19 protein-coding genes are annotated in these 20,930 nt (G+C 64.9%); 12 read left to right on the top strand and 7 right to left on the bottom strand.

All coding sequences use genetic code 11. The features are described from left to right. Window positions 1–22 precede the first annotated feature (22 nt). The 4 genes from dmpG to RTI28_RS23020 form a co-directional block, all read right to left on the bottom strand. A complete protein-coding gene (gene dmpG / locus RTI28_RS23035) occupies window positions 23–1,051 on the bottom strand; it encodes a 4-hydroxy-2-oxovalerate aldolase (RefSeq protein WP_316922591.1) in 1,029 nt (342 codons plus the stop codon). Window positions 1,052–1,061: 10 nt separating this feature from the next. Then, entirely contained in the window at window positions 1,062–1,991 is a 930-nt protein-coding gene (locus tag RTI28_RS23030; protein ID WP_316922590.1) for an acetaldehyde dehydrogenase (acetylating), read from the bottom strand. A 27-nt stretch (window positions 1,992–2,018) separates the two neighbouring features. Further along, window positions 2,019–2,810, bottom strand: coding sequence for a fumarylacetoacetate hydrolase family protein (locus RTI28_RS23025; protein ID WP_316922589.1), 792 nt, complete (start codon window positions 2,808–2,810; stop codon window positions 2,019–2,021). An 81-nt stretch (window positions 2,811–2,891) separates the two neighbouring features. After that, window positions 2,892–3,665, bottom strand: coding sequence for a glucose 1-dehydrogenase (locus RTI28_RS23020; protein ID WP_316922588.1), 774 nt, complete (start codon window positions 3,663–3,665; stop codon window positions 2,892–2,894). Between the two features lie 523 nt (window positions 3,666–4,188). Between RTI28_RS23020 and RTI28_RS23015 the strand changes: the two genes are divergently transcribed. From RTI28_RS23015 to RTI28_RS22980, 8 genes are all read left to right on the top strand, one after another. Further along, window positions 4,189–5,376, top strand: coding sequence for an acyl-CoA dehydrogenase family protein (locus tag RTI28_RS23015; protein WP_316922587.1), 1,188 nt, complete (start codon window positions 4,189–4,191; stop codon window positions 5,374–5,376). Between the two features lie 51 nt (window positions 5,377–5,427). Beyond that, complete coding sequence (locus RTI28_RS23010; protein WP_316922586.1) at window positions 5,428–6,450, top strand: ferredoxin--NADP reductase; 1,023 nt, start codon at window positions 5,428–5,430, stop codon at window positions 6,448–6,450. Window positions 6,451–6,461: 11 nt separating this feature from the next. Further along, the gene (locus RTI28_RS23005) at window positions 6,462–8,072 is read left to right on the top strand and encodes a FadD3 family acyl-CoA ligase (protein ID WP_316922585.1); all 1,611 of its coding nucleotides are present in this window, start codon (window positions 6,462–6,464) and stop codon (window positions 8,070–8,072) included. Between the two features lie 86 nt (window positions 8,073–8,158). Further along, complete coding sequence (locus RTI28_RS23000) at window positions 8,159–9,802, top strand: DUF1302 domain-containing protein (protein WP_316922584.1); 1,644 nt, start codon at window positions 8,159–8,161, stop codon at window positions 9,800–9,802. 60 nt (window positions 9,803–9,862) lie between these two features. Next, the gene (locus RTI28_RS22995; RefSeq protein WP_316922583.1) at window positions 9,863–11,086 is read left to right on the top strand and encodes an NADH:flavin oxidoreductase; all 1,224 of its coding nucleotides are present in this window, start codon (window positions 9,863–9,865) and stop codon (window positions 11,084–11,086) included. A 543-nt stretch (window positions 11,087–11,629) separates the two neighbouring features. Beyond that, a complete protein-coding gene (locus tag RTI28_RS22990) occupies window positions 11,630–11,986 on the top strand; it encodes a hypothetical protein (protein WP_316922582.1) in 357 nt (118 codons plus the stop codon). Between the two features lie 452 nt (window positions 11,987–12,438). After that, window positions 12,439–13,860: a PAAR domain-containing protein gene (locus RTI28_RS22985; protein WP_316922581.1), complete on the top strand. Its 1,422-nt coding sequence runs from the start codon at window positions 12,439–12,441 to the stop codon at window positions 13,858–13,860. Continuing rightward, complete coding sequence (locus tag RTI28_RS22980; protein ID WP_316922580.1) at window positions 13,857–14,267, top strand: hypothetical protein; 411 nt, start codon at window positions 13,857–13,859, stop codon at window positions 14,265–14,267. The genes RTI28_RS22985 and RTI28_RS22980 overlap by 4 nt, the downstream gene beginning before the upstream one ends. Window positions 14,268–14,578: 311 nt before the next feature. Here RTI28_RS22980 and RTI28_RS22975 read toward each other — a convergent pair whose 3' ends face one another. From RTI28_RS22975 to RTI28_RS22965, 3 genes are all read right to left on the bottom strand, one after another. Beyond that, on the bottom strand, window positions 14,579–15,559 hold the full coding sequence (locus RTI28_RS22975; protein WP_316922579.1) for a ribonuclease T2 family protein: 981 nt from the start codon (window positions 15,557–15,559) through the stop codon (window positions 14,579–14,581). 150 nt (window positions 15,560–15,709) lie between these two features. Beyond that, window positions 15,710–17,236, bottom strand: a complete 1,527-nt coding sequence (locus tag RTI28_RS22970; protein WP_316922578.1) for a hypothetical protein — start codon at window positions 17,234–17,236, stop codon at window positions 15,710–15,712. Window positions 17,237–17,333: 97 nt separating this feature from the next. After that, window positions 17,334–18,167, bottom strand: a complete 834-nt coding sequence (locus RTI28_RS22965; RefSeq protein ID WP_316922577.1) for an alpha/beta hydrolase — start codon at window positions 18,165–18,167, stop codon at window positions 17,334–17,336. 237 nt (window positions 18,168–18,404) lie between these two features. Between RTI28_RS22965 and RTI28_RS22960 the strand changes: the two genes are divergently transcribed. From RTI28_RS22960 to RTI28_RS22945, 4 genes are all read left to right on the top strand, one after another. Continuing rightward, window positions 18,405–19,139, top strand: a complete 735-nt coding sequence (locus RTI28_RS22960) for a 3-oxoacyl-ACP reductase family protein (RefSeq protein WP_316922576.1) — start codon at window positions 18,405–18,407, stop codon at window positions 19,137–19,139. Between the two features lie 9 nt (window positions 19,140–19,148). Further along, window positions 19,149–19,922 carry an SDR family NAD(P)-dependent oxidoreductase gene (locus tag RTI28_RS22955; protein ID WP_316922575.1) on the top strand — a complete coding sequence of 258 codons (774 nt, stop codon included), beginning with the start codon at window positions 19,149–19,151 and terminating at the stop codon, window positions 19,920–19,922. Window positions 19,923–19,927: 5 nt separating this feature from the next. Continuing rightward, window positions 19,928–20,557, top strand: coding sequence for a nuclear transport factor 2 family protein (locus RTI28_RS22950; RefSeq protein ID WP_316922732.1), 630 nt, complete (start codon window positions 19,928–19,930; stop codon window positions 20,555–20,557). 125 nt (window positions 20,558–20,682) lie between these two features. After that, on the top strand, window positions 20,683–20,930 hold a 248-nt coding region (locus tag RTI28_RS22945; RefSeq protein WP_316922574.1), incomplete at its 3' end, for a hypothetical protein.

The following is a 20,930-nucleotide window of genomic DNA, read 5'->3' as shown; positions in this document are numbered from 1 at the left end:
CTCGGCCCTCGCGGCGTCGCCGCTACGCCTGCCGGCGCTGTCGCGCCAGGGTCATCGCCGTGTCCTCGATCATGTCCTCCTGGCCGCCGACCATGCCGCGCCGGCCCATTTCCACGAGAATCTCCCTGGCCGACACGCCGTATTTCTTCTCCGCGCGCTTGGCGAACAGCAGGAACGAGCCGTAGACCCCGGCGAAGCCCATGGTCAGGGCATCGCGGTCGCTGCGGATGGGGAAGTCCATGATCGGCACCACCAGGTCCTCGGCGACGTCCTGGATCTGGAACAGGTTGACCCCGGTCTCGATGCCCATGCGCTCGCACACGGCTACCAGCACCTCCATCGGCGTGTTGCCGGCGCCCGCGCCCAGCCCGGCACAGGCGGCATCGATGCGCGTGGCGCCGGCGGCGATGGCGGCGATGGAGTTGGCCACGCCCATGGACAGGTTGTGGTGGCCGTGGAAACCGATCTCGGTCTCGGGGTTCAGCGCCGCCCGCAGGGTGGCGACCCGGGCGCCGACGTCTTCCGGCAGCAGGTAGCCGGAGGAGTCGGTCAGGTAGATGCAGTTGGCGCCGTAGCTTTCCATCAGCTTGCCCTGTTTCGCCAGGCCTTCCGGGCTGTTCATGTGGGCCATCATCAGGAAGCCGACGGTGTCCATGCCCAGCTTGCGCGCATGGGCGATGTGCTGCTCGCTGACATCGGCCTCGGTGCAGTGGGTGGCCACGCGGATGGTCGAGACCCCCAGTTCGTGGGCCATCTGCAGGTGCTCGACGGTGCCGATGCCGGGCAGCAGCAGGGCCGAGACCTTCGCCTGCTTCATCAGCGGGATCACTGCCGACAGGTACTGCTCGTCGCTGTGCGCCGGGAAACCGTAGTTCACCGAGCTGCCGCCGAGGCCATCGCCGTGGGTGACCTCGATCAGCGGCACGCCGGCGGCGTCGAGGCCGCTGGCGATGTCCTTCATCTGCTGCAGGGTGATCTGGTGACGCTTGGGGTGCATGCCGTCGCGCAGGCACATGTCGTGCACGGTGATGCGTTTGCCGTGAAGATCCATGGTCGGCTCCTTAGACGTGGGCGGGCTGGGCGGTGGTCGGGCGCAGTTGCAGCGCGCCCTTGAGGATGGCTTCGGCGTACATCTCGGCGGTACGTGCCGCGGCGGCGGTCATGATGTCGAGGTTGCCGGCGTATTTCGGCAGGTAGTCGCCGAGGCCTTCCACCTCCATGAAGATCGACACCCGGTTGCCGTCGAACACCGGGCCGTTGACCAGCTTGTAGCCGGGTACGTAGCGCTGCACCTGGGCGATCATCGCGTCGAGGGCGGCGCGGATGGCATCCTGGTCCGGTTCGTCGGCGGTCAGGCAGTGCACCGTGTCGCGCATGATCAGCGGCGGCTCGGCGGGATTGATGACGATGATCGCCTTGCCTTGCCTGGCGCCGCCGACCTTCTCGATGGCGCTGGCGGTGGTGCGGGTGAATTCGTCGATGTTCTTGCGCGTGCCCGGGCCCACGGATTTCGAGGCGGCGGTGGCGATGATCTCGGCGTAGTCCACCGCCTGCACGCTGGCCACCGCGGCCACCAGCGGGATGGTGGCCTGGCCGCCGCAGGTGACCATGTTGACGTTCATCACGCCCAGGCCGAGGTTGGCCGCAAGGTTCACCGGCGGCACGCAGTAGGGGCCGATGGCCGCCGGGGTCAGGTCGATCATCAGCACCCCCAGTTCGTTGAGCTTGCGGCTGTTCTCGGCGTGGACGTAGGCCGAGGTGGCGTCGAAGGCGATCTGGATACCGTCGTCGAGGACATGCGGCAGCAGGCCGTCAACGCCCTCGGCGGTGGTCTTCAGGCCCAGCTCGCGGGCCCGCGCCAGGCCCTCGGAGGTGGCGTCGATGCCGACCATCCACACCGGCTCCAGCACCTCGCTGCGCTTGAGCTTGTAGAGCAGGTCGGTGCCGATGTTGCCCGGCCCGATCAGCGCACAGCGGATCTTCTTGTTCATGGTCGATTACTCCGGAAAAGGCAGTGCTCAGGGCACGAAACGCAGGCTGGACTGGCCCAGCCCGCTCATGGAAAGGCTGATGCGATCGCCCGGGCCCACCGGTACCAGCGGGGCGAGGGCGCCGGAGAGGATGATTTCGCCGCGACGGAAGGGGATGCCCAGCTCGCCCAGGGTATTGGCCAGCCAGGCCACCGCCGCGCACGGGTGGCCCTGGACCGCCGAACCTAGGCCGCTGCCGGCGGGCTGGCCGTTCTTCAGCAGGTGCATTTCGACTCGGGCCAGGTCCAGCTCGCGCGGGTCGATGCGCTGGGTGCCGAGGGCGAACACGCCGCAGGAGGCGTTGTCGGCCACGGTGTCCTGGATGCGGATCTGCCAGGCGTCGATCCGCGAGTCGACGATCTCGAAGCAGGGCACCACCGCCTCGGTGGCGGCCAGCACATCGTTGGCGGTGATGCCGGGGCCTTGCAGGTCTTCGCCGAGGATGAAGGCGATCTCGCCCTCGGCGCGGGGCTGGATCAGGTGGTAGCGGGCCAGGCTGACCTCGCTGGCGTCGGCCACCTGCATGGCGTCGGTGAGGAAGCCGAAGTCCGGTTGGTGCACGTCGAGCATTTCCTGCACGGCGCGGCTGGTCACACCGATCTTCTTGCCGATCACGCGCTCGCCGAGGGCTTCGCGGCGCTGCAGGAAGCGCAGGGAGATGCGGTAGGCGTCGTCGAGGGTGATGTGCGGGTAGCGCTCGCTGAGCGGGGCGAGGGTCTTGCGGCTGCGCAGGGCGTGGAACAGCTCGGCGCCGAGGGCATCGATCAGGGGGGCGTCCATGGGAGGGGCTCGTTGTGCTGGGAAGAAAAAAAGGCCGGTCCCAACGGGTTCACCAGGTGCCGGCCAAAGGGGGAAGAGGGTTCAGCCGACCCACACCGTGGAGTCGGCGCCGCCGTCGACATCGATGATCTTGCCGGTGACCCAGGCCGAGGCCGGGCTGGCCAGGTACAGGGCGGCGGCGGCGATGTCTTCTGGGCTGCCCAGGCATTGCAGCGGGGTATTGGCTTCCATGCTCTGGCGCATGGCGGCCGGCATTACCCCGGCGAGGGCGTCGGTCAGGGTCGGGCCGGGGGCGACCGCGTTGACCCGTACCTGCGGGGCGAAGTCCTGGGCCAGCAGGCGGGTGAGGTGGCTCAGGGCGGCCTTGGCGCTGCCGTAGGCGCTGAAATGGCGCTGCGAATAGCGCGCCGCCACCGAGCTGACATTGACGATAGTGCCGCCGCCGGCCTCGCGCATCAGCGGTACGCAGAGCTGGCAGAAGGCGTAGGCGGTGGAGACGTTGAAGCGCAGGATCTCGTCGAACTGCTCCGGGGGCATCTGCAACGGATCGTTGGGCCCGCCGCCGCCGACGTTGTTGACCAGATGGGTGAGGCGGCCCATGTACTCGTGGCTGCGGGCGACCAGGGCCTGGCGTTGCTGGCTGTCGTTGACGTCGCAGGTGATGGCCAGGGCGCGCCGACCGAGGGCGCGGACCTCCTCGGCGACCGCCTCGACTTCGGCCTGCGAGCGGGCCGAACAGACCACATCGGCGCCGGCTTCGGCATAGGCCAGGGCGATGGCACGGCCGATACCGCGGCCGCTGCCGGTGACCAGGGCGACACTGCCGTCGAGGCGGAAGCGATTGAGGATGCTCATGGGGGTGTCCTTTTTCCGGTTGCCATTGGGGCGATGGAAGGACTATGGCGGGCGGGGCGGGGTGGGGCATCGTCTCAATGGACTAGCGGGAAAAGGTAGGGAGGCCTTCAGGCGCTTGTCTTGAGAGTGTCAGTGTTCTTGAGATCGAGCGCCGCCCGCGCGGCGCATCGCGGATGAATCCGCTCCCACATTTGTTGCAACGTACCTATGTCTGACAGGCCATAGTTGACCGCCTTGTGTGTTCGACTCGATATCGAGTCGGGCTCAACAGCCTCCCCGCGATGCATCGCCGAAAAAACAAAGGCTGACAACCCAAATCCAACAGGCCATGGCACGTTGCAACCGATGTGGGAGCGGATTCATCCGCGATGCGCCGCGCGGGCGGCGCTGGATCTTGAGGGCGCCACAACAACCCAAGGCATGCATCCCGAAACCCCCGCCTAGTCCGCTTTGACGATGATTCCCCCTCATCCCCAACCCGATGATTCTCCCCAGCCCGCAACCGAATCCGGAGAGTCGAACGATGTACAGCACACGTGACAAGAACGAAGAAGAAATCGAGCTGATCGAACGGGCACGCCGCCTGGTGCCCCTGCTCAAGGAGCGCGCCGCCCAGGCCGAGCGCGATCTGCGGGTGCCGGACGAGAGCATCATCGAACTGCAGGCCGCGGGCCTGCTGCGCGCCCTGCAACCGCGCGCCTTCGGCGGCTACGAAGTGGACCCGCGGACCTTCTTCGAGATCCAGATGATCCTCGCCGAAGGCTGCATGTCCACGGCCTGGATCTACGGCGTGATGGGCGTCCATCCCTGGCAGCTGGCGCGCTACCCGATCGAGGCACAGCGCGAAGTCTGGGCCGACGACCACGGCGCGCTGATTTCCTCGACCTACATGCCGGCGGCCAAGGTCAGCGTGGTCGAGGGCGGCTATCGCATCAGCGGGCGCTGGGGCTTCTCCAGCGGCAGCGAGCACTGCCAGTGGGTGTTCCTCGGCGGCATTCTCCCGGCCGACGGCGATTTCGCCAGCGAACACGGCACCTTCCTGCTGCCCCGCGCCGACTACCGCATCGAACGCAACTGGGACGTGCTCGGCCTGCGCGGCACCGGCAGCCACGATATCGTGGTCGAGGACGTGTTCGTGCCGGCCCATCGCGTGCAGCGCACCAACAACTGGCGCATCGAAGCCACCCCCGGCCGCCTGGTCAACAACAACCCGATCTACGCCATTCCCTTCGCCCAGGTGTTCTCCCGGGCCGTGTCGACCTCGGCGATCGGCGCGCTGCAGGGGGCGATCAACGAATTCCGCGCCAATGCCGCCGCGCATATCGGCAAGCACGGCGCACGCACCGCCGACGACCCGGTGGCGCAGATCGCCGTGGCCGAGGCGGCGATCACCGTCGATGCCCTCAAGCTGGTGCTGGAGCGCAACTACGCGCACCTGATGGACCTGGCCCGCAACGGCGAGTACCCGGACACCGAAACCCGCCTGCTGTACCGCTACCAGTCGTCCTACGTGACCAACGTCTGCGCCGACCGGGTCGACGACCTGCTGCGCAGCATGGCCGCCTCGGGCCTGTACAACAGCAACCCGGTGGCGCGGATCTTCCGCGACCTGCACCAGGCCCGCGGGCATATCGCCAACAACTTCATGGCCTACGGGCGCAGCTTCGGCGCGGTGCAACTGGGCCTGCCCAACCCGGATCCGTTCGTCTGAGCCCCTCCGCCTGCCCGTGGCCCACGGGCAGGCCGCACCGAGTACCGAACCATGACTGACTATCTTGCCCTGCGCGTGGCGCGGGTGATCGAGGAAACCGCCGATGCCCGTTCGCTGGTGTTCGAGGTACCCGAGCATCTTGTTGAGCGCTTCCGCTATCGACCGGGCCAGTTCCTGACCCTGCGCGTGCCCTTCGCGGGGGGCTGGCTGCCGCGCTGCTATTCACTGTCGAGCACGCCGCTGCTGGATGAACCGCTGCGGGTGACGGTCAAGCGCGTGCGCGACGGCCGGGCCTCCAACTGGCTGTGCGAAGCGCTGCAGGAAGGCCAGCAGCTGGAGGTCCTGCCGCCGGCGGGGGTGTTCGTCCCGCGCTCGCTGGACGACGACCTGCTGCTGTTCGGCGGTGGCAGCGGGGTCACCCCGGTGCTGTCGATCCTGCGCTCGGCGCTGCTGGGCGGGCGAGGGCGGATCCTGCTGGTCTACGCCAACCGCGACGAAGCCTCGGTGATCTTCCGCGACGAGCTGCGCCAACTGGCCAGCGCCCATCCGCAGCGCCTGCAGATCGTCCACTGGCTGGACTCGATCCAGGGTGTGCCGGCCAGCGCGCAACTGGCCGAGCTGGCACGTCCCTTCGTCGATGCCCAGGCCTTCATCTGCGGGCCGGGGCCGTTCATGGACGCCGCAGTGGAGGCCTTGAAAAGCCTGGGCATGCCCAACGGCCGGGTGCATGTCGAACGCTTCGTCTCGCTGCCCGGCGAAGGCGAGGAACTGCCCCAGGTGGCGAGCACAGCGGCGATGGCCGCGCAACTGGCGGTGCGCCTCGACGGCGAGGACCACAGCCTGGCCGTGGACAGCGGCGAAACCGTGCTCGACGCCATGCGCCGCGCCGGCCTCAACCCGCCCAGCGCCTGCCGTGTCGGCGGCTGTGCGTCGTGCATGTGCACCCTGGAAAGCGGTGAGGTCGAGCTGCTGATCAACGACGCCCTGGACGCCGACGAACTGGCCGACGGCTGGATCCTCGCCTGCCAGGCCGTGCCCACCAGCGCGCAATTGCGTATCCGCTTCCCCGAATGATGAACGAGCCCATGACCGATCCGAGCCTGAATCCCGCCGTCACCGCCACCGAGGCGCCCAGCAGCATCGCCCGGCTGCTGTTCGCCAGCGCCCGGCGTTTCGCCGGGTACGCCGCCATCGAAGAACACGGCGAGCGTCTGGACTACGCCGACCTGCCCGAGCAGGTCATGACCATCACCCGCGGCCTGATGGCCCTGGGCATCCAGGCTGGCGACCGGGTCGCCGTGTGGGCGCCGAACAGTCGCCAGTGGATCCTCGCTGCCCTGGGTATCCATTGCGCCGGCGCGGTGCTGGTGCCGGTCAACACGCGGATGAAGGGCGTCGAGGCCGCCGATATTCTGGAGCGCAGCGGCTGCCGGGTGCTGTTCGTGCAGCGCTGCTTCCTCGATGTCGACTACCTCGAACTGCTCGCACCGCACCGCCCGGCCAGCCTGGAACACCAGGTGATCCTCGATGCCGACAGCGCGAGCGACCGCCGCGACCTCGGCTACCGCCAATTCCTCACCGGCGCCCTGACCATCGAGAAACTCACCGCCGAACGCCGCGCCCTGTCCATCGGCCCCGAGGCCATGTGCGACCTGCTGTTCACCTCCGGCACCACCGGCAAGCCGAAGGGCGTGATGAGCGCCCATGGCCAGAACCTGCGAGCCTTCAGCGAATACGTGCGAGTCATCGGCCTGGTCCCCGGCGACCGCTACCTGATCGTCAATCCGTTCTTCCACGCCTTCGGCTACAAGGCCGGCTGGCTGACCTGCCTGATCGCCGGGGCGACCATCCTGCCCCACGCGGTGTTCGATGCCGACGCGGTGTTCCAGCGCATCGCCCGCGAACGCATCAGCGTGCTGCCGGGGGCGCCGACCCTGTACCTGTCGCTGCTGGCCCATCCGCGCCTGGCCGAGACCGACCTGTCCAGCCTGCGTATCGCCGTCACCGGCTCGGCGAGCATCCCGCCGAGCCTGATCGAGCGCATGCGCAACGAGCTGGGCTTCAGCGTGGTGACCACCGCCTACGGCCTCACCGAGTGCGGCGGCCTGGCGACCCTCTGCGACCCGAACGACTCGGCGCAGACCATCGCCGGCACCAGCGGGCGCGCGCTCAAGGGCACCGAAGTGAGCATCCGCGACCCGCAGAACCAGGCGCTGCCCGGCGGCGAGACCGGGGAAATCTGCCTGCGCGGCTTCCACATCATGCAGGGCTATTTCGAGAACCCCGCGGCCACCGCCGAAGCCATCGACGCCGATGGCTGGCTGCACACCGGCGACGTCGGGCGCCTCGACCCGCAGGGCAACCTGGTGATCACCGACCGCCTCAAGGACATGTACATCGTCGGCGGCTTCAACTGCTACCCGGCGGAAATCGAGGCGGCGCTGATCGCCCATCCGGCCATCGCCCAGGTCGCGGTGATCGGCATTCCCGACCCGCGCATGGGCGAGGTGGGCTGCGCCTGCGTGGTGCTGCGCGAGGGCCGGGCGCTGGCCGAAGCCGAGCTGATCGCCTGGAGCCGCGAGCGCATGGCCAATTACAAGGTGCCGCGCCAGGTGCGGGTATTCACGGCCTTGCCGCTGAATGCGTCGAGCAAGGTGGCGAAGAACGAACTGCGTGCCCTGGTGGCCAGCGCCTGAGTTTCACCAAACGGACGATGTGCCCTTGCCGGCGCTGTTCCACCCTGCGCTGGCAAGTCCGAACAACAACAAGAAAGGAGAGGAGCATGTCTTTGCATCACCGGATCGCCCGTACCCCGCGTGGCCTGCTGGCCCTGGCCGTCGCCCTGGGCAGCGGCACGGTCAGCGCCGGGCCGAGCTTCGAACTGGGGGAGAACACCACCCTGGAGTCGTCGCTGACGGTCAACTACACCGCCTCGATGCGCACCGCCAAGCCGGCCCACGAGTACCTCAACGACCTCAACAACGACGACGGCACGCGCAACTTCAAGCGTGGCGCGCTGATCAACAACCGTGTCAGCCTGTTCGGCGAGCTGATGCTCAAGCACGACAATCTCGGCGCGGTGCTGCGCGGCAGCCACTTCTACGATGACGTCTATCACCAGCGCAACGACAACGACTCGCCGGCCACGGTGAACAAGGTCGGTCGCGCCGACGGCTTCGGCGAGGACACCCGGCGCCTCAGCGGCAGCAAGGCGCGCCTGCTGGATGCCTATGTCTACGGCAACTTCGACGTCGGCGAAACCCAGTACCTGTCGGTCAAGGCCGGCCGCCACCTGGTGGCCTGGGGCGAGAGCCTGTTCTGGGCCAACATCAGCCAGGGCCAGGCGCCGGTGGACGCGACCAAGTTCAACGTGCCCGGCACCGAGGCCAAGGACTCCTACCTGCCGGTGGGGCAGATCTCCGCATCGTGGTCGCTGAACGAGGACCTGGCCCTGGTCGGCTACTACCAGTACGAATGGGAAAAGACCCAGCTCAACCCGGTCGGCGACTACTTCGGCAGCGACACCTTCGGCCCTGGTGCCGAGTTCTACCGGCTGGCCCCGGGCGTGATCGCCAACCTGCCGGACCAGAGCTTCACCGCGGTCAACTATGCCGGCGAGCTGAAGCCGCGGGACAGCGGCCAGTGGGGCCTCGGCGTGCGCTACCGGATCACCGAGAACACCGAGGTCGGCCTGTTCCACTACCGCTACCACGAGCGGATCGGCTCGCTGTTCTTCGACTTCAGCGGGCACACCCAGTACTCCTCGCTGCCGCGCCTGGCCCGGCACAGCACCGCGGACGCGGCGCCGCAGTACCGCCTCGGCTACTTCGAGGACGTCAAGCTGACCGGCATCAGCTTCAGTTCCAAGGTCGGCGACTCGGTGCAGTACGCCGGCGACCTGAGCCTGCGCGACGGTGCCTCGGTGTACCTGAACAACGGCGCGCCGACCACCGGGCGGATCTGGCAGGGCAACCTCAATGCCTCGTACATCCTCGGCCCGAGCTTCCTCGCCCAGCAGACCACCTTCATGGGCGAAGTGGTGCACCAGCGCATCGAGGATGTCGACACGTTGGTGGTGAGTGGGGGTGGGCCCGGTGTGGATGGGGTCTACGATGAGTTCGAATCGAAATCCCAGACCCGCGGCTCGACCCTGCTGGGGATCGGCGCCTACATGGACTACCCGTCCATCGCCAACGGCCTGGACCTGACCACCAAGGTAGTCTGGACGCAGAACGTCGACGGCAGCGCCTACCAGGGCCTGGGCCGCGACGAGAAACGCCTGACCGTCGGTGGCGACTTCAAGTACCTGGGCAACTTCCAGGTCGGCCTGACCTATGTCGCCTACCTCAGCTCGCCGGATGTCGCCCAGGGCCGCCTGATGGCCGACCGTGACTACCTGTCGTTCAACGCCAAATACACCTTCTGAGGCCAGCGGCCACGTCCTCGCGACGTGGCCGACTGCTTTGCCCAACCGTCGAGGCCCGTCATGAAATCCACGCAATCGCCGTTCAGCCCGCTCACCATTGGCCCGCTGACCCTGAAAAACCGCTTTATCAAGGCTGCCACCAACGAAGGCATGAGCGCAGGCGGCGTGCCGTCCAGGCAACTGGCGCTGTTGCATGCCAACCTGGCGGGTGGCGGTGTGGCCCTGACGACCGTCGCCTATTGCGCAGTCAGCCGGGATGGCCGCACCTTGCCCAACCAGTTGATCCTGGAACCGGCCAGCCTGCCGCACTTCCGTGCCCTGACCGATGCCGTGCACGCCAACGGCGGCCTGGCCAGCGCGCAGATCACCCATGGCGGCTGCTTCACCTTCATCCGCGAGCGCGCGACCCGGCGGCCGTTGTCGGCCAGCGGTGGTTTCAACAAGATCGGCATGATGAGCGGCATGTTCCTCAAGCAGGCCATGACCGAGGCCGACATGCAGCAGGTGGTCGCCGATTTCGCCCAGGGTGCGCGCCTGGCCCGCGAGGCCGGCTTCGATGCGGTGGAGATCCACATGGGCCACGGCTACCTGCTCAGCCAGTTCATCTCGCCGCTCTACAACAAGCGCCGCGACCAGTACGGCGGCAGCCTGGAAAACCGCCTGCGCTTCCCGCGCCGGGTGCTGCGCGCGGTGCTCGATGCGGTGGGTCGGGAGATGGCGGTGATCTGCAAATACAGCATCACCGAGGGCACCCGCGCCGGCAACAGCGCCGAGGACGGCGCGAAGATCGCGCGCATGCTGGAAGAAGAGGGCGCGCACCTGCTGGTGCTCAGCGCCGGGATGAACGCCGAGTCGATCACCACCATGTTCGGTTCGTCCTTCCCCAAGGAAAACCGCGTGCAGCAGAAGAACCCGGTGATCGCCCTGGCCATGGCTATCCAGCGCATGACCGACCCGGTGGTGGAGTTTCGCGAGCTGTACCTGCTGGAGCACGCGCGCAAGGTCCGCGCCGCGGTGAAGATGCCGCTGGCCTACCTGGGCGGGGCGAAAAGCCTGAGCAGCATCGAGCAGGTCATGAGCGAAGGCTTCGACCTGGTCGCCATGGGCCGCGCGCTGATCGCCGAACCGGGCTACGTGAACAAGCTGGCCAACGGCGAAGGGCGCAGCAACCGCTGCACGGCGTGCAATCGCTGCGTGGCGATGATGTATACCCCGGGCGGGACGTCGTGCGTGCTGGGCCAGCCGGGGGATGCGGAATTGAATCGAGTACCGGCGGCGGGGTGACTGGCCGAGGGAGGATGATTGTGCGGTGGGTCCGGGTCTTGGCCACGGACTCACCGTGCTGCTCGATTTATTTCTTCTCGTAGGAAAAACTCTACGAATCTGTCGGAACTGTAATTCCAGAAATCTATTGTCATCCCTCGCAAAGAGCGGATGCGTCTTATTTCTATCTCCCTGCTTCCTGAATTCAAATTGGCTCTCGCAGCGCTTCGATAGTCGGCCTGAAAATAAGCTGCACAGGTGGAAATCAGTATCGAGTCACTTAACGGCCAATCGCAGACGGAACTCGCCGCTCTTGCGTCGACAGGGATGCCTGAAACCAACGCCGATCGTAACGGAGCGCAAGACGGATATTGCTGAACGGAAGGGTCGAGTTGAATGTTCGCCTGGATAAAGTTGGTCATGGGGCTCCCACCCCCATTGAGACTGAGGGTCTTGTGGGCCACCGGCTTTGGATTGACGGGATTGGCAATCGTATTCATGTCTGCTTTCTGGCAGAAACCCGTTCCGTCATCGGAAAGTCAGTGGATAGCCGTGAGCGGATACGTGAGTACCGAGCCGGAACCATGGTCGGAAGACCGTTCGCTGTTTTACTTTGCCGTGCGCTATGTGGTGCCTGAAGGGATGCGTGACAGAGCACCGGCATACTCAGCGAAACGACCTTACGCCTTGGCCCAGGTGAAAAAGGGCAGCAAGGTGCTGGTGGATATCGAATATGTCGACGGCAAGGTGATTGTCCAGCGAGTTCGCTCTCTGCAAGGCATCCAGCTCTTCGATCCCCTCCTGCGGGCCTATGTTCGCCAGGTGGAGAACAGATCGCTCATGCTCTCGTGCGGTGTCTTTGTCGTGTTCGGGTTTTCTTGCCTGGTTGCCGCTGTTTTTCTGCACTTTCGAAAAGCCTGAAAGGCACAACCGCAATGCTCCATGAGCATAGGTATCTACACCTCTTTGATTCCCGGCTCTGCTCTTCTTTCACAAGTCGCCTGAACGCCGCCAAATAGGCCCGTCAGCCGGCCGAGTGGAGGTATCGACTGAACGTTCTACGCAAGAAAGGCAGAAACGGAAAATATCTGTAGATACCTATGCAGCGATGAGGCCACCAGGGTCCTCACACGATTTATGTCCATCCCCTCTCAAAAAATCCCTACATGCCTGTCAGACGCATCCGATGTTTTTCCCAGCCTCAAGCTTTCAGGGTTGCAGGTTCCCAACCGACACGCACCGCTGCATTTTCATTCCGAAGAAACAGGCGGTGCTTATGAGCAAGGAGCCATGCCATGCAATGCCTTACCCAACGAATTCCCGACGAAGGCCTTTCGAGCAACGTGCGTCTCGGCAAGAGCGAGGACTGAGCCATGACCCGTTCGACATTCAACGGCCTCGGCCAGGGCCTGCACGGCGACGAAACCACCACCGGCGCTGTCTGCTACAGCAGCCTGCCCAACTCGACTCAAGGCAACCGCGGCGTACTGCGGGTCGGCGACAAGACCAGCAAATGCCCGCGCTGTGGCCAGCAGGGCTCGATCGTCGAGGGTTGGGCAGGGTTCAAGTGGCATGGCGCGCCGACTGCACTGCATGGTGCTCAGGTGCAATGTGGTTGTCCCGCTGGCAGCAATCGACTGATCGCCCAGGACCCGCCGGCGCGTTCCACCCGGATGGCCAGCCCGGCTGCAGTAGCCGCTACTGCCCGGACAACACCACCCACTCCGCCTGACCCCACAGCATTCCCCATCGCACCAGCCTCGCCCTTCTCGACGGAACAGGACGACGAGCCCGCCGAGCCAGGCTTCTATATCGTGCCGCAATCCATCTCCCGCCAGCAGTTGGTCGCCGAGCTGTTCGGCGATGCGCCTTCATCGGAGGTGATGCGCAAGTTCAATGGCCTGAATGGCAGCCTGGGCGACGGTATCGTCAAGGCGGGGCAGTTGGTGGTGCTCGCGGATCCGCGCAACTACATGTGCATGCGAGAAGAAGCGCATCTGATGGGGGGGGCGGAAGAGGTAGGTGTGGCGTTGGCTGACCTGACGCCGGAAGATGCGGATTTCATGAGCAAGTATCACGGCGACATCGCCTCCTTTCTCGGCAGCACGTCGACATGGGCGGGCGTCACCATGACAGTGATGGAAAAGCACTTGGACAAGTTGACCAATACAATGAGAGATGGTCAACGCATCGTCCAGGATGCCTTTATTCGAGGAGATAAGAAATTTAAAGGCGTGGAATACACAACCGCCCGTAACAGATGGATTTCAGAACTTGATGGCCAGTTATTCAATTCGAGAAAAATACGAAACCTGACTACTTTAGGGGATCATCCAACGCTGAAAAAAGCCTTGGGTATTTCCACAAAAAGCCTCGCTCACCACTGGAAAAAGGTGGGCGTTGGAGACATACCTGGATATGCCAGGCACATAGATGCAATGGCAAAGGCCACCCAATACATGAAGCGCGGGGGATATGTAGCGATTGGCCTTGGTTTTGTTTCATCGCTTTCGGATATTCTGGAAGTATGCACTGAAGGATTTACAGATAAGTGCGAAAGAATCGCGATGACAGAAGGAGGGAAATTCATTGGGTCTACCTCTATCGGTTATCTAGCCGGAGCGGTGGGCGGCCAACTGGCTCCAAGACTGTGTGCCGTAATAGGATTCAACCCAGTCGGTAGAACCTTATGTGCGGGTATAGGAATAGGTGCGGGAGCGTGGGGAGGAGGCGAACTTGGCGGGCGGGGCGGTGAACACCTGGGTGAGTTGATTTACAAAGGCGACTTCATATGACTCTCAGTGACATGAACTCATGGCCATACAATATTGCACTCCTGTTTGTAGGCGGTGGGTTTTTTGTTGCATTTATCAATATCGGCATAAAGCTATTCGTAAGCCACAGGTATTTTTCTTCTTTGCTGGGGGCCTTGCCAAATAGCTTGTACGCGCAGTCCCTTGCTAGAAATATAAATACAAATGGCCTTGTTTCAAAATCCCTGGTTTTCAGCCTGATCGCCGGACTCATCGTATTCAAAAAAACCTTCATGCATAACGGAGATCTTGACAAGGGTGATATGAACGTTTTCCCCAAGAGACTGGAACGGATCATAAGATTCGAATTCTTCTTTTCAATCACAACACTGACCTGGATGATCTTGGTCGGGGTCTTGTCAACGCTGAAGAGTGAAAGTCCATTTTAGTCCCGCACCAGATGATGCCCCTTCAACTGTGAGGGGTATCCTCAAACTACCAACCCACATCGGAAAACTAATGAGTCTCGAAAAGTTACTCATCACATTCTCTATGGTTTGGATAGCCCTGTTCATTTCGCTACGAGAGTTGTGAGGGGCCGCGTTGGCGGCGCCTGAACGTTCTGCGCAAGAAAAGCAGAAGCGATAAAAATGTGTAGAGACCTATGCCCCATGAGGCCCCGCGGAAAACCGAAGATGCCGATCCTGTTTCATCCAGGTAAAGGCAGGTTTCCCGCAGGGCTCAGGGGCAGTCCCAACAATCAGGCCCCCGGCCCACTGGCCTCGATACGAATCCTGTCATCACGACACTCATTGCGATCGCTGCCGCGAGCGGAGAGGAAGGCCTGGCCGATCGCGCCCTTGAGCGAGCGCTCGCCCTGGAAGTCCTTCGGCAACGCTACCCGGACTTCCTTCAGGTAGTCGCCGCTGCAGATCAGTTGCACGTTGTTCTGCACGGCCTGGTTGCCGAAGTCATCGGTCAGTTTCGAATAGAACTGCGCTTTGGACATCTCGCCTCCGGCATTGCCGCGCACGTACGCGCCGGCGCTGGAGTCGTTGAACGACTTCACCAGGTCGACGGCCAGGCGGAAGTACTCGTCATCACTCAGTGCCGTCTGGCACACCCCGTGTTTCTTCCATTCGTGATTGCCGAACTGGGTGCCGTAATTGAAGTTGGGCATCCACGGCCTGATGTACTCGACGGTGGCCTCGCTCAGGTCCAGCTCGGGGCCGGCGCATTTGCCGTAGTCGATGCCGCAGGCCTGCTTGTTCGGCCACAGCCCGTGCAGGGTGAAGTGGTCGACCTTGAGTTCGCCTTCCTTCATCGCCTGGCATTCAGGCTTGGCCGGTCCGCCTTTGTCGCGTTCGCAGAAGCCGGGCTGCCAGGTCACCGCCAGCACGTGGCTGTCGTACTGGTCGGGGATACGACAGGCCTGGGTGCCGGTCTCGGCGATCTGCAGGCCCTCGACCCGGCCACAGGCAGCGGAAACCCAGCGCAGGTCCTTGCCGCCCAGGTCGACCCGGACCCACTGGTAGCGCTCGCGGTTGACCTCGACGATGCGCAGCGTCTGGCCCGGCTGGACCGAGCGCTCGCCCGGGTTGGTCTGGTTCTTGAACGACTGAAAGGCTTCGCAGCGCTGGGTGAGGGTGAAGGTACCGGCGCTGGCGTCCGCGGCCAGCGTGGTGTCGATGTTCAGCAGCGCGATTGCGCCTGCCAGGGAAAATGCGGCCAGACGGCCCATGGTGATGTCCTTCGGTGATGGAGGGGGCCTGTAGTGTCGGGAGCGCTCCGGGTCACTGGAACCGGGACACCGTTCATCGGGCCTGCATGCGTTGGCGCGGGATATTACCTGGGTCGTGGCCGGATGGCGCGGAAAACCGCGCCTTGGCGATCAGCCCTGATCATCCAGGGTCAGCACGCCGTCCTTGCGCGAGAACCAGTGCATGTCGAACTCCACCCCGGCACCGCCCGGACGCTCCAGCTTCTGCGCAATCAGCACCCGTTCGCCGTTGCTGCGCAGGGTGATCATGCCGTAGGTGGCGACGATTCGCTCCTTGGCCGAGAGCAGGCTGTCGATCTCCCTGGCGATCTGTGGCTTGCGCTGATCACTGGCAGTCTCCAGTTCGGCGATCAGCGCCTTGGCCTGTTCGCTACTGCGCAGGTTGAAGGACTTGAACTCCGGCGAGGACCGCATGAGCTCGGTGGAGAAGATGCACGGCCGCTCGCCACGCCCGTAGCGGCCGAGCGCGCCCAGGGTTTCGGGCCGTGGATGGCAGTAGGGCTCCTCGTCGCCGCTGGAAATGACCGTGGCGGTGGCGTCGATGGCGCGCAGGAAGGTGGTGGAGAAGTCGGCCGAGCCATGGTGGCAGGACTTGGCGATGTCCGCGCCGAAATGCCTGCGCGCCTCCTGCAGGTAGGCGTCCCACTGTGCGGCGGCGTCGCTGGCGGCGGGGGCCTCGCGCTGGGTTTTCTGGCGCAGCAGGTGCAACTCGGCGGGGACGTTCAGGTCGCCGCCCAGGAGGAAGCGCAGGCTGCCATAACGCAGCAGCAGGACCACCGAATGGCCGTTCTTGCTGATACCGGTGTCGCTGCCCAGCTTGGGTAGGCCGCGCTGGCCGTCGCCGGCCAGCGGCACGGGACCGAGGACCTCGATGCTCAGGGGCTTGCCGCCGAGGGTCTGGTGCTGTTCGTCGAAGCCTTCCAGGTAACGCTGTTCGCTGGTGATGCCGCGGACGCTGTCGGGGCCGAAGCGCTGGGCCGCGGCGCCCAGCAGGTTGAGGTAGGTCTTCTGCGAGTCCGGGTGTTGCGCGAGCAATGCCGTCAGCTGCTCGCCGGATTCAATCAGGTCGAGGTAGCAGGTCACCCCGCCGATCTTGCCGCGGGCCCCCAGTTCGTCCGCGGCGCTGGCGGCCTTACGTTCCACCAGGGTGTTGTGGTAGATCCGCTTGAATTGCAGGTGCTGGCTTTCGAACAGGTACTTGAAGCCGCCGAAGTGGTCCTTGTCGCCGTGGCTGATCAGGGCGAACTCGAAATTCACCGTGCCCGGCGTGGTTGCGGCTGCGAGCAGCGGGCGGTCCAGGCGCAGGTTGAAGCGCCAGGAGAGGAACCGCCGCATGTTGCTCGAAGCCCCGGCATCGACCAGCGCCAGCTGATTGTCGGGGGTGACCAGAAAGGCGCCGTCGCCCTGGCCGACATCGACGAAGTTGATCTCCAGCAGGCGCTCTTCGCTCACTTCGTCCTTGTGCAGCCAGCCTTTTTCGCGACGGCCGATGACCTGCAGCCAGTCGCCGCTCGGTGGCGCATCCAGCAGGCGGATCTCGTCGCCCCACAGCAGTTGCTGGATACGCTTGCCCTTGCGCTCCGGTGCGTCGCGCACGAAGACGTTCCCGGCCACGGCAAACCGCAGTTGCTCCCCCATCGCACACCTCCCTCGTTGACTTGCCAGAGGGTATAGATGGCCCTTTGCTTTCAGGCAAGCGCAATACGGACGCCGCGACGCCGGGCAGGGCGCCGGTTCAACCGAAGCGCAGGAACTCCAGGCAACTGCGATTGAACAGCTCGCGGTGCTCCACCTGCACCCAGTGCCCGCACTGGTTGAGCACGATGAAGCGCGCCTGCTTCGCGCCGTCGATGATGCGCTGCGCACCGCCGACCGGGTTGAAGTTGTCGTTGCTGCCCCAGAAACCGAGGATCGGGCAGTGGATTTCGCCGAGGCGGCTTTCCATGTTCGGCACCATCATCGTGCTGAACAGGTTCTTCGGCTGGGTCACGGCCACCGCCACGCGCTCCTGCAGCAGGTCTTCCGGAAGGATCGACGGGTCGAACAGTTGCAGGCTCATCATGCTGCGCATCTCGGCCATGCCGATGGGGCCGGCGTTGAACAGGCTGACCATGCGCAGGATGCCGGACATCTGGAAGTAGGTTTCCCGTTCTTCCACGCCGCCGGGGGCGAGCAGGATCAGCCGCTGCGCCAGGGCTGGCTGGTGCAGCGCCAGGCCCAGGGCGATGGCGCCGCCCAGGGAGTTGCCGAGCAGGGTGCAGCGCTCGACGCCGATCTGGCCGAGGAAGGCGGCGACGCACTCGATGAAGAACGCCAGGTTGTACTGCACGTCCTCGGGTTTGTCCGAGCGGCCGAAGCCGGGCAGGTCGAGGAGGATGTTGCGGTAGCCGGCGGCGACGAACTCCGGGTAGTTGCCCTTGAAGTTGCTGAACCCGCTGGCCCCCGGCCCGCTGCCGTGCAGCCACAGGACCACGGGACCCTGGCCTTCGTCGAGGTAATGCAGGCGCAGGCCGCTGGGCAGGGTCTGGTACTGGCCGACGGGCAAGGGCAGGTCTACGGATTGGTTCATTGGATTCTCCTGGTCCGGGAAGGGGCGCGCAGACCGGCCGGGCGCGGTGGATGAGCGAAGGGGTAAGCCACGCCCGGCACGGAATGCACCCGGGCATGCTCGGCCTTGCCTGGGCGCGCGGCATCGTCCGTTCAGACCACTAGTCCTGTTGGACGATGTTCGCCGTCCGGGCGCGCCCAATCATGCCGGGGAGGGCCCGTTGTCCGCGGGCCGTGTCGTACATCCAAGGAGAACGCTATGAAGTTGCACAACAAGGTGGCCTTCGTCACCGGCGCCGGGCAGGGCATGGGCCAGGCCATCGTGCGCCGTTTCGTCGCCGAAGGGGCGCGGGTGGTCGCGGTCGATCTGCACCGCGAAGCGCTGGCCGAGAGCCTCGCCGACCTCGGCGAGCAGGTGCTGGCCCTGGCCTGCAACGTCGCCGACAGCGCTTCGGTGGCCGACGCCATGGGCCTGGTCGAGGCGCATTTCGGCGGCCTGGATATCGTGGTCAACAACGCCGGAGTCGGCGCCCTCGACAGCTTCCTCGACACCCCGGACGAGAGTTGGGCGCGGGTGATCGGGGTCAACCTCGGCGGCACCTTCCTCTGCGCCCGCGAAGGCGCGCGGCTGATGCTCAAGGGCCAGCGCCGGGGCGCGATCATCAACCTCTCCAGCACCGCCGCCCTGACCGGCGAAGGCCCCAGCCACTACTGCGCGTCGAAGGCCGCGGTGATGGGCCTGACCCGCTCCATCGCCCGTGAACTGGCGGCCAGCGGCATCCGCGTCAACACCCTGGTCCCCGGGCCGACCAACACGCCGATGATGGCCGGCATCCCCGACGAACACATGCAGGCCCTGCTGAAGAACGTGCCCCTGGGGCGCATGTGCGAAACCGACGAGATCGCCCGGGTCGCGGTGTTCCTCGCCAGCGAGGACGCCAGCTTCATGACCGGGCAGAACATCGCCGTCAACGGCGGCATGGCCTTTATCTGAGGAGTCGACATGAGCAAGCGTCTGCAAGGAAAGATCGCCTTCGTCACCGGTGCCGGCTCCGGCATCGGTGAAGCCACCGCCCTGCGTTTCGCCGAGGAGGGCGCCGTGGTGGTGCTCTGCGGCCGTCGGCCCGAGCCGCTGCAGCAGGTGCGCGAGAAGATCCTGGCCCAGGGCGGCCAGGCGGAAATCGCCGTGGCCGATGTCAGCGACGAGCAGGGCTACGTCGCCGCCCTGGAAAACACGGCCAGGCGCCACGGTCGCCTCGATATCCTGGTCAACAACGCCATGGCCTACACCTGGGGCGGCATCGACAGCATGAGCACCGCCGACTGGCACGCCAACTTCAGCACCACGGTGGACGGCACCTTCTGGGGCACCCGTACCGCCATGCGCCTGATGCAGGGCAACGGCGGCGGCGCCATCGTCAATATCGCCTCGATCTGCGGCCTGTTCGGCACTGCGTGGATGGCCGGCTATTCGGCGGCCAAGGCGGCGGTGATCAACTTCAGCCGGGCCGCGGCCAGCGAAGGCGCGCCGCACAGGGTGCGCTGCAACGTGGTGATTCCCGGGGTGGTCGATACCCCGGCCACCGCCGGCATGCTCGGTGATGCCAGGGCTCGCGAGAACACCGAGAAGGTCATTCCGATGAAGCGTGTCGGCCTGCCGGTGGAACTGGCCAACGCCATCCTGTTCCTCGCCAGCGATGAAGCCTCCTATGTCACCGGGGCCAGCCTCAGTGTCGATGGCGGGCGCAGTTCCGACCTGTACACGGTGCTGGACTGATGAGCATGGACGACGTTTCGCTGTTGCAGCGCATCGACCGCCTGGAGTCCCTCGACGCCATCCGCCAGCTTGCCGGCAAGTACGCCCTGGCCCTGGACATGCGCGACATGGACGCCATGGCCAACTGCTTTGCAGCCGACGTGCGCGTCGGTCGCGAGCAGAGCGGCCGTGCGCACCTCAAGGCGTGGCTCGACGAGACCATGCGCAAGCAGTTCCACGGCACCTCGCATCACCTGGGCCAGCACATCATCGAGTTCAGCGACGCGGAGCATGCCACTGGCGTGGTCTATTCGAAGAACGAGCACGAGACCGGCCCCGAGTGGGTGATCATGCAGATGCTCTACTGGGACGACTACGAGCGTATCGACGGGCGCTGGTACTTCCGCCGGCGCCTGCCGTGCTACTGGTACGCCACGGACCTGAACAAACCACCCATCGGTGGCTTGAAGATGCGCTGGCCGGGGCGCGAGCCCTATGCCGGGACCTTTCATGAGCTGTTTCCGTCGTGGGATGGGTTCTGGGCCAAGCGGCCGGACAAGGACCAACTGCCGCAGGTCGCCGAGCCGGCGCCGCTGGAAGGGTTTTTGAAAGCCATGCGGGGTGGGGCGGGGGATCCGAAGATTCGGGTGCGTTGAGGCGACTGGCTTGGGGCTTGCGGCGCCCTTGAGATCGAGCGCCGCCCGCGCGGCGCATCGCGGGCTACGCCCGCTCCCACATTTGTTGCAACGTACCTATGTCTGTCAGGCCATGGTTGACCGCCTTGTTGGTTCGACTCGATACCGAGTCGAGCCCAACAGCCTCCCCGCGATGCATCGCCGAAAAAACAAAGGCTGACAACTCAAATCCAACAGGCCATGGCGCGTTGCAACAAATGTGGGAGCAACTGTCTTCGAGGACTTTTTTAAAAACGATTCCTCCAGACATAGCTTCGCCAGCAACACAGCTCTCCGGTGTTGCTGGCGAAAACCCCGCTCAATATTTCAGTCCTGGTGCTTTTTCAGGCAGCGG

The organism is Pseudomonas sp. zfem002 (genome assembly GCF_032621685.1).
GTDB classification, from domain to species: Bacteria; Pseudomonadota; Gammaproteobacteria; order Pseudomonadales; family Pseudomonadaceae; genus Aquipseudomonas; species Aquipseudomonas japonica.
The sequence above is the reverse complement of the archived record's forward strand: the minus strand, read 5'-3'. Positions and strand labels throughout refer to the sequence as shown.

Excerpts from the sequence above, each read along its gene's own strand:
- dmpG (WP_316922591.1), bottom strand. The coding sequence starts at position 1,051 with ATGGATCTTCACGGCAAACGCATCACCGTGCACGACATGTGCCTGCGC.
- RTI28_RS23030 (WP_316922590.1), bottom strand. The coding sequence starts at position 1,991 with ATGAACAAGAAGATCCGCTGTGCGCTGATCGGGCCGGGCAACATCGGC.
- RTI28_RS23025 (WP_316922589.1), bottom strand. The coding sequence starts at position 2,810 with ATGGACGCCCCCCTGATCGATGCCCTCGGCGCCGAGCTGTTCCACGCC.
- RTI28_RS23020 (WP_316922588.1), bottom strand. The coding sequence starts at position 3,665 with ATGAGCATCCTCAATCGCTTCCGCCTCGACGGCAGTGTCGCCCTGGTC.
- RTI28_RS23015 (WP_316922587.1), top strand. The coding sequence starts at position 4,189 with ATGTACAGCACACGTGACAAGAACGAAGAAGAAATCGAGCTGATCGAA.
- RTI28_RS23010 (WP_316922586.1), top strand. The coding sequence starts at position 5,428 with ATGACTGACTATCTTGCCCTGCGCGTGGCGCGGGTGATCGAGGAAACC.
- RTI28_RS23005 (WP_316922585.1), top strand. The coding sequence starts at position 6,462 with ATGACCGATCCGAGCCTGAATCCCGCCGTCACCGCCACCGAGGCGCCC.
- RTI28_RS23000 (WP_316922584.1), top strand. The coding sequence starts at position 8,159 with ATGTCTTTGCATCACCGGATCGCCCGTACCCCGCGTGGCCTGCTGGCC.
- RTI28_RS22995 (WP_316922583.1), top strand. The coding sequence starts at position 9,863 with ATGAAATCCACGCAATCGCCGTTCAGCCCGCTCACCATTGGCCCGCTG.
- RTI28_RS22985 (WP_316922581.1), top strand. The coding sequence starts at position 12,439 with ATGACCCGTTCGACATTCAACGGCCTCGGCCAGGGCCTGCACGGCGAC.
- RTI28_RS22980 (WP_316922580.1), top strand. The coding sequence starts at position 13,857 with ATGACTCTCAGTGACATGAACTCATGGCCATACAATATTGCACTCCTG.
- RTI28_RS22975 (WP_316922579.1), bottom strand. The coding sequence starts at position 15,559 with ATGGGCCGTCTGGCCGCATTTTCCCTGGCAGGCGCAATCGCGCTGCTG.
- RTI28_RS22970 (WP_316922578.1), bottom strand. The coding sequence starts at position 17,236 with ATGGGGGAGCAACTGCGGTTTGCCGTGGCCGGGAACGTCTTCGTGCGC.
- RTI28_RS22965 (WP_316922577.1), bottom strand. The coding sequence starts at position 18,167 with ATGAACCAATCCGTAGACCTGCCCTTGCCCGTCGGCCAGTACCAGACC.
- RTI28_RS22960 (WP_316922576.1), top strand. The coding sequence starts at position 18,405 with ATGAAGTTGCACAACAAGGTGGCCTTCGTCACCGGCGCCGGGCAGGGC.
- RTI28_RS22955 (WP_316922575.1), top strand. The coding sequence starts at position 19,149 with ATGAGCAAGCGTCTGCAAGGAAAGATCGCCTTCGTCACCGGTGCCGGC.
- RTI28_RS22950 (WP_316922732.1), top strand. The coding sequence starts at position 19,928 with ATGGACGACGTTTCGCTGTTGCAGCGCATCGACCGCCTGGAGTCCCTC.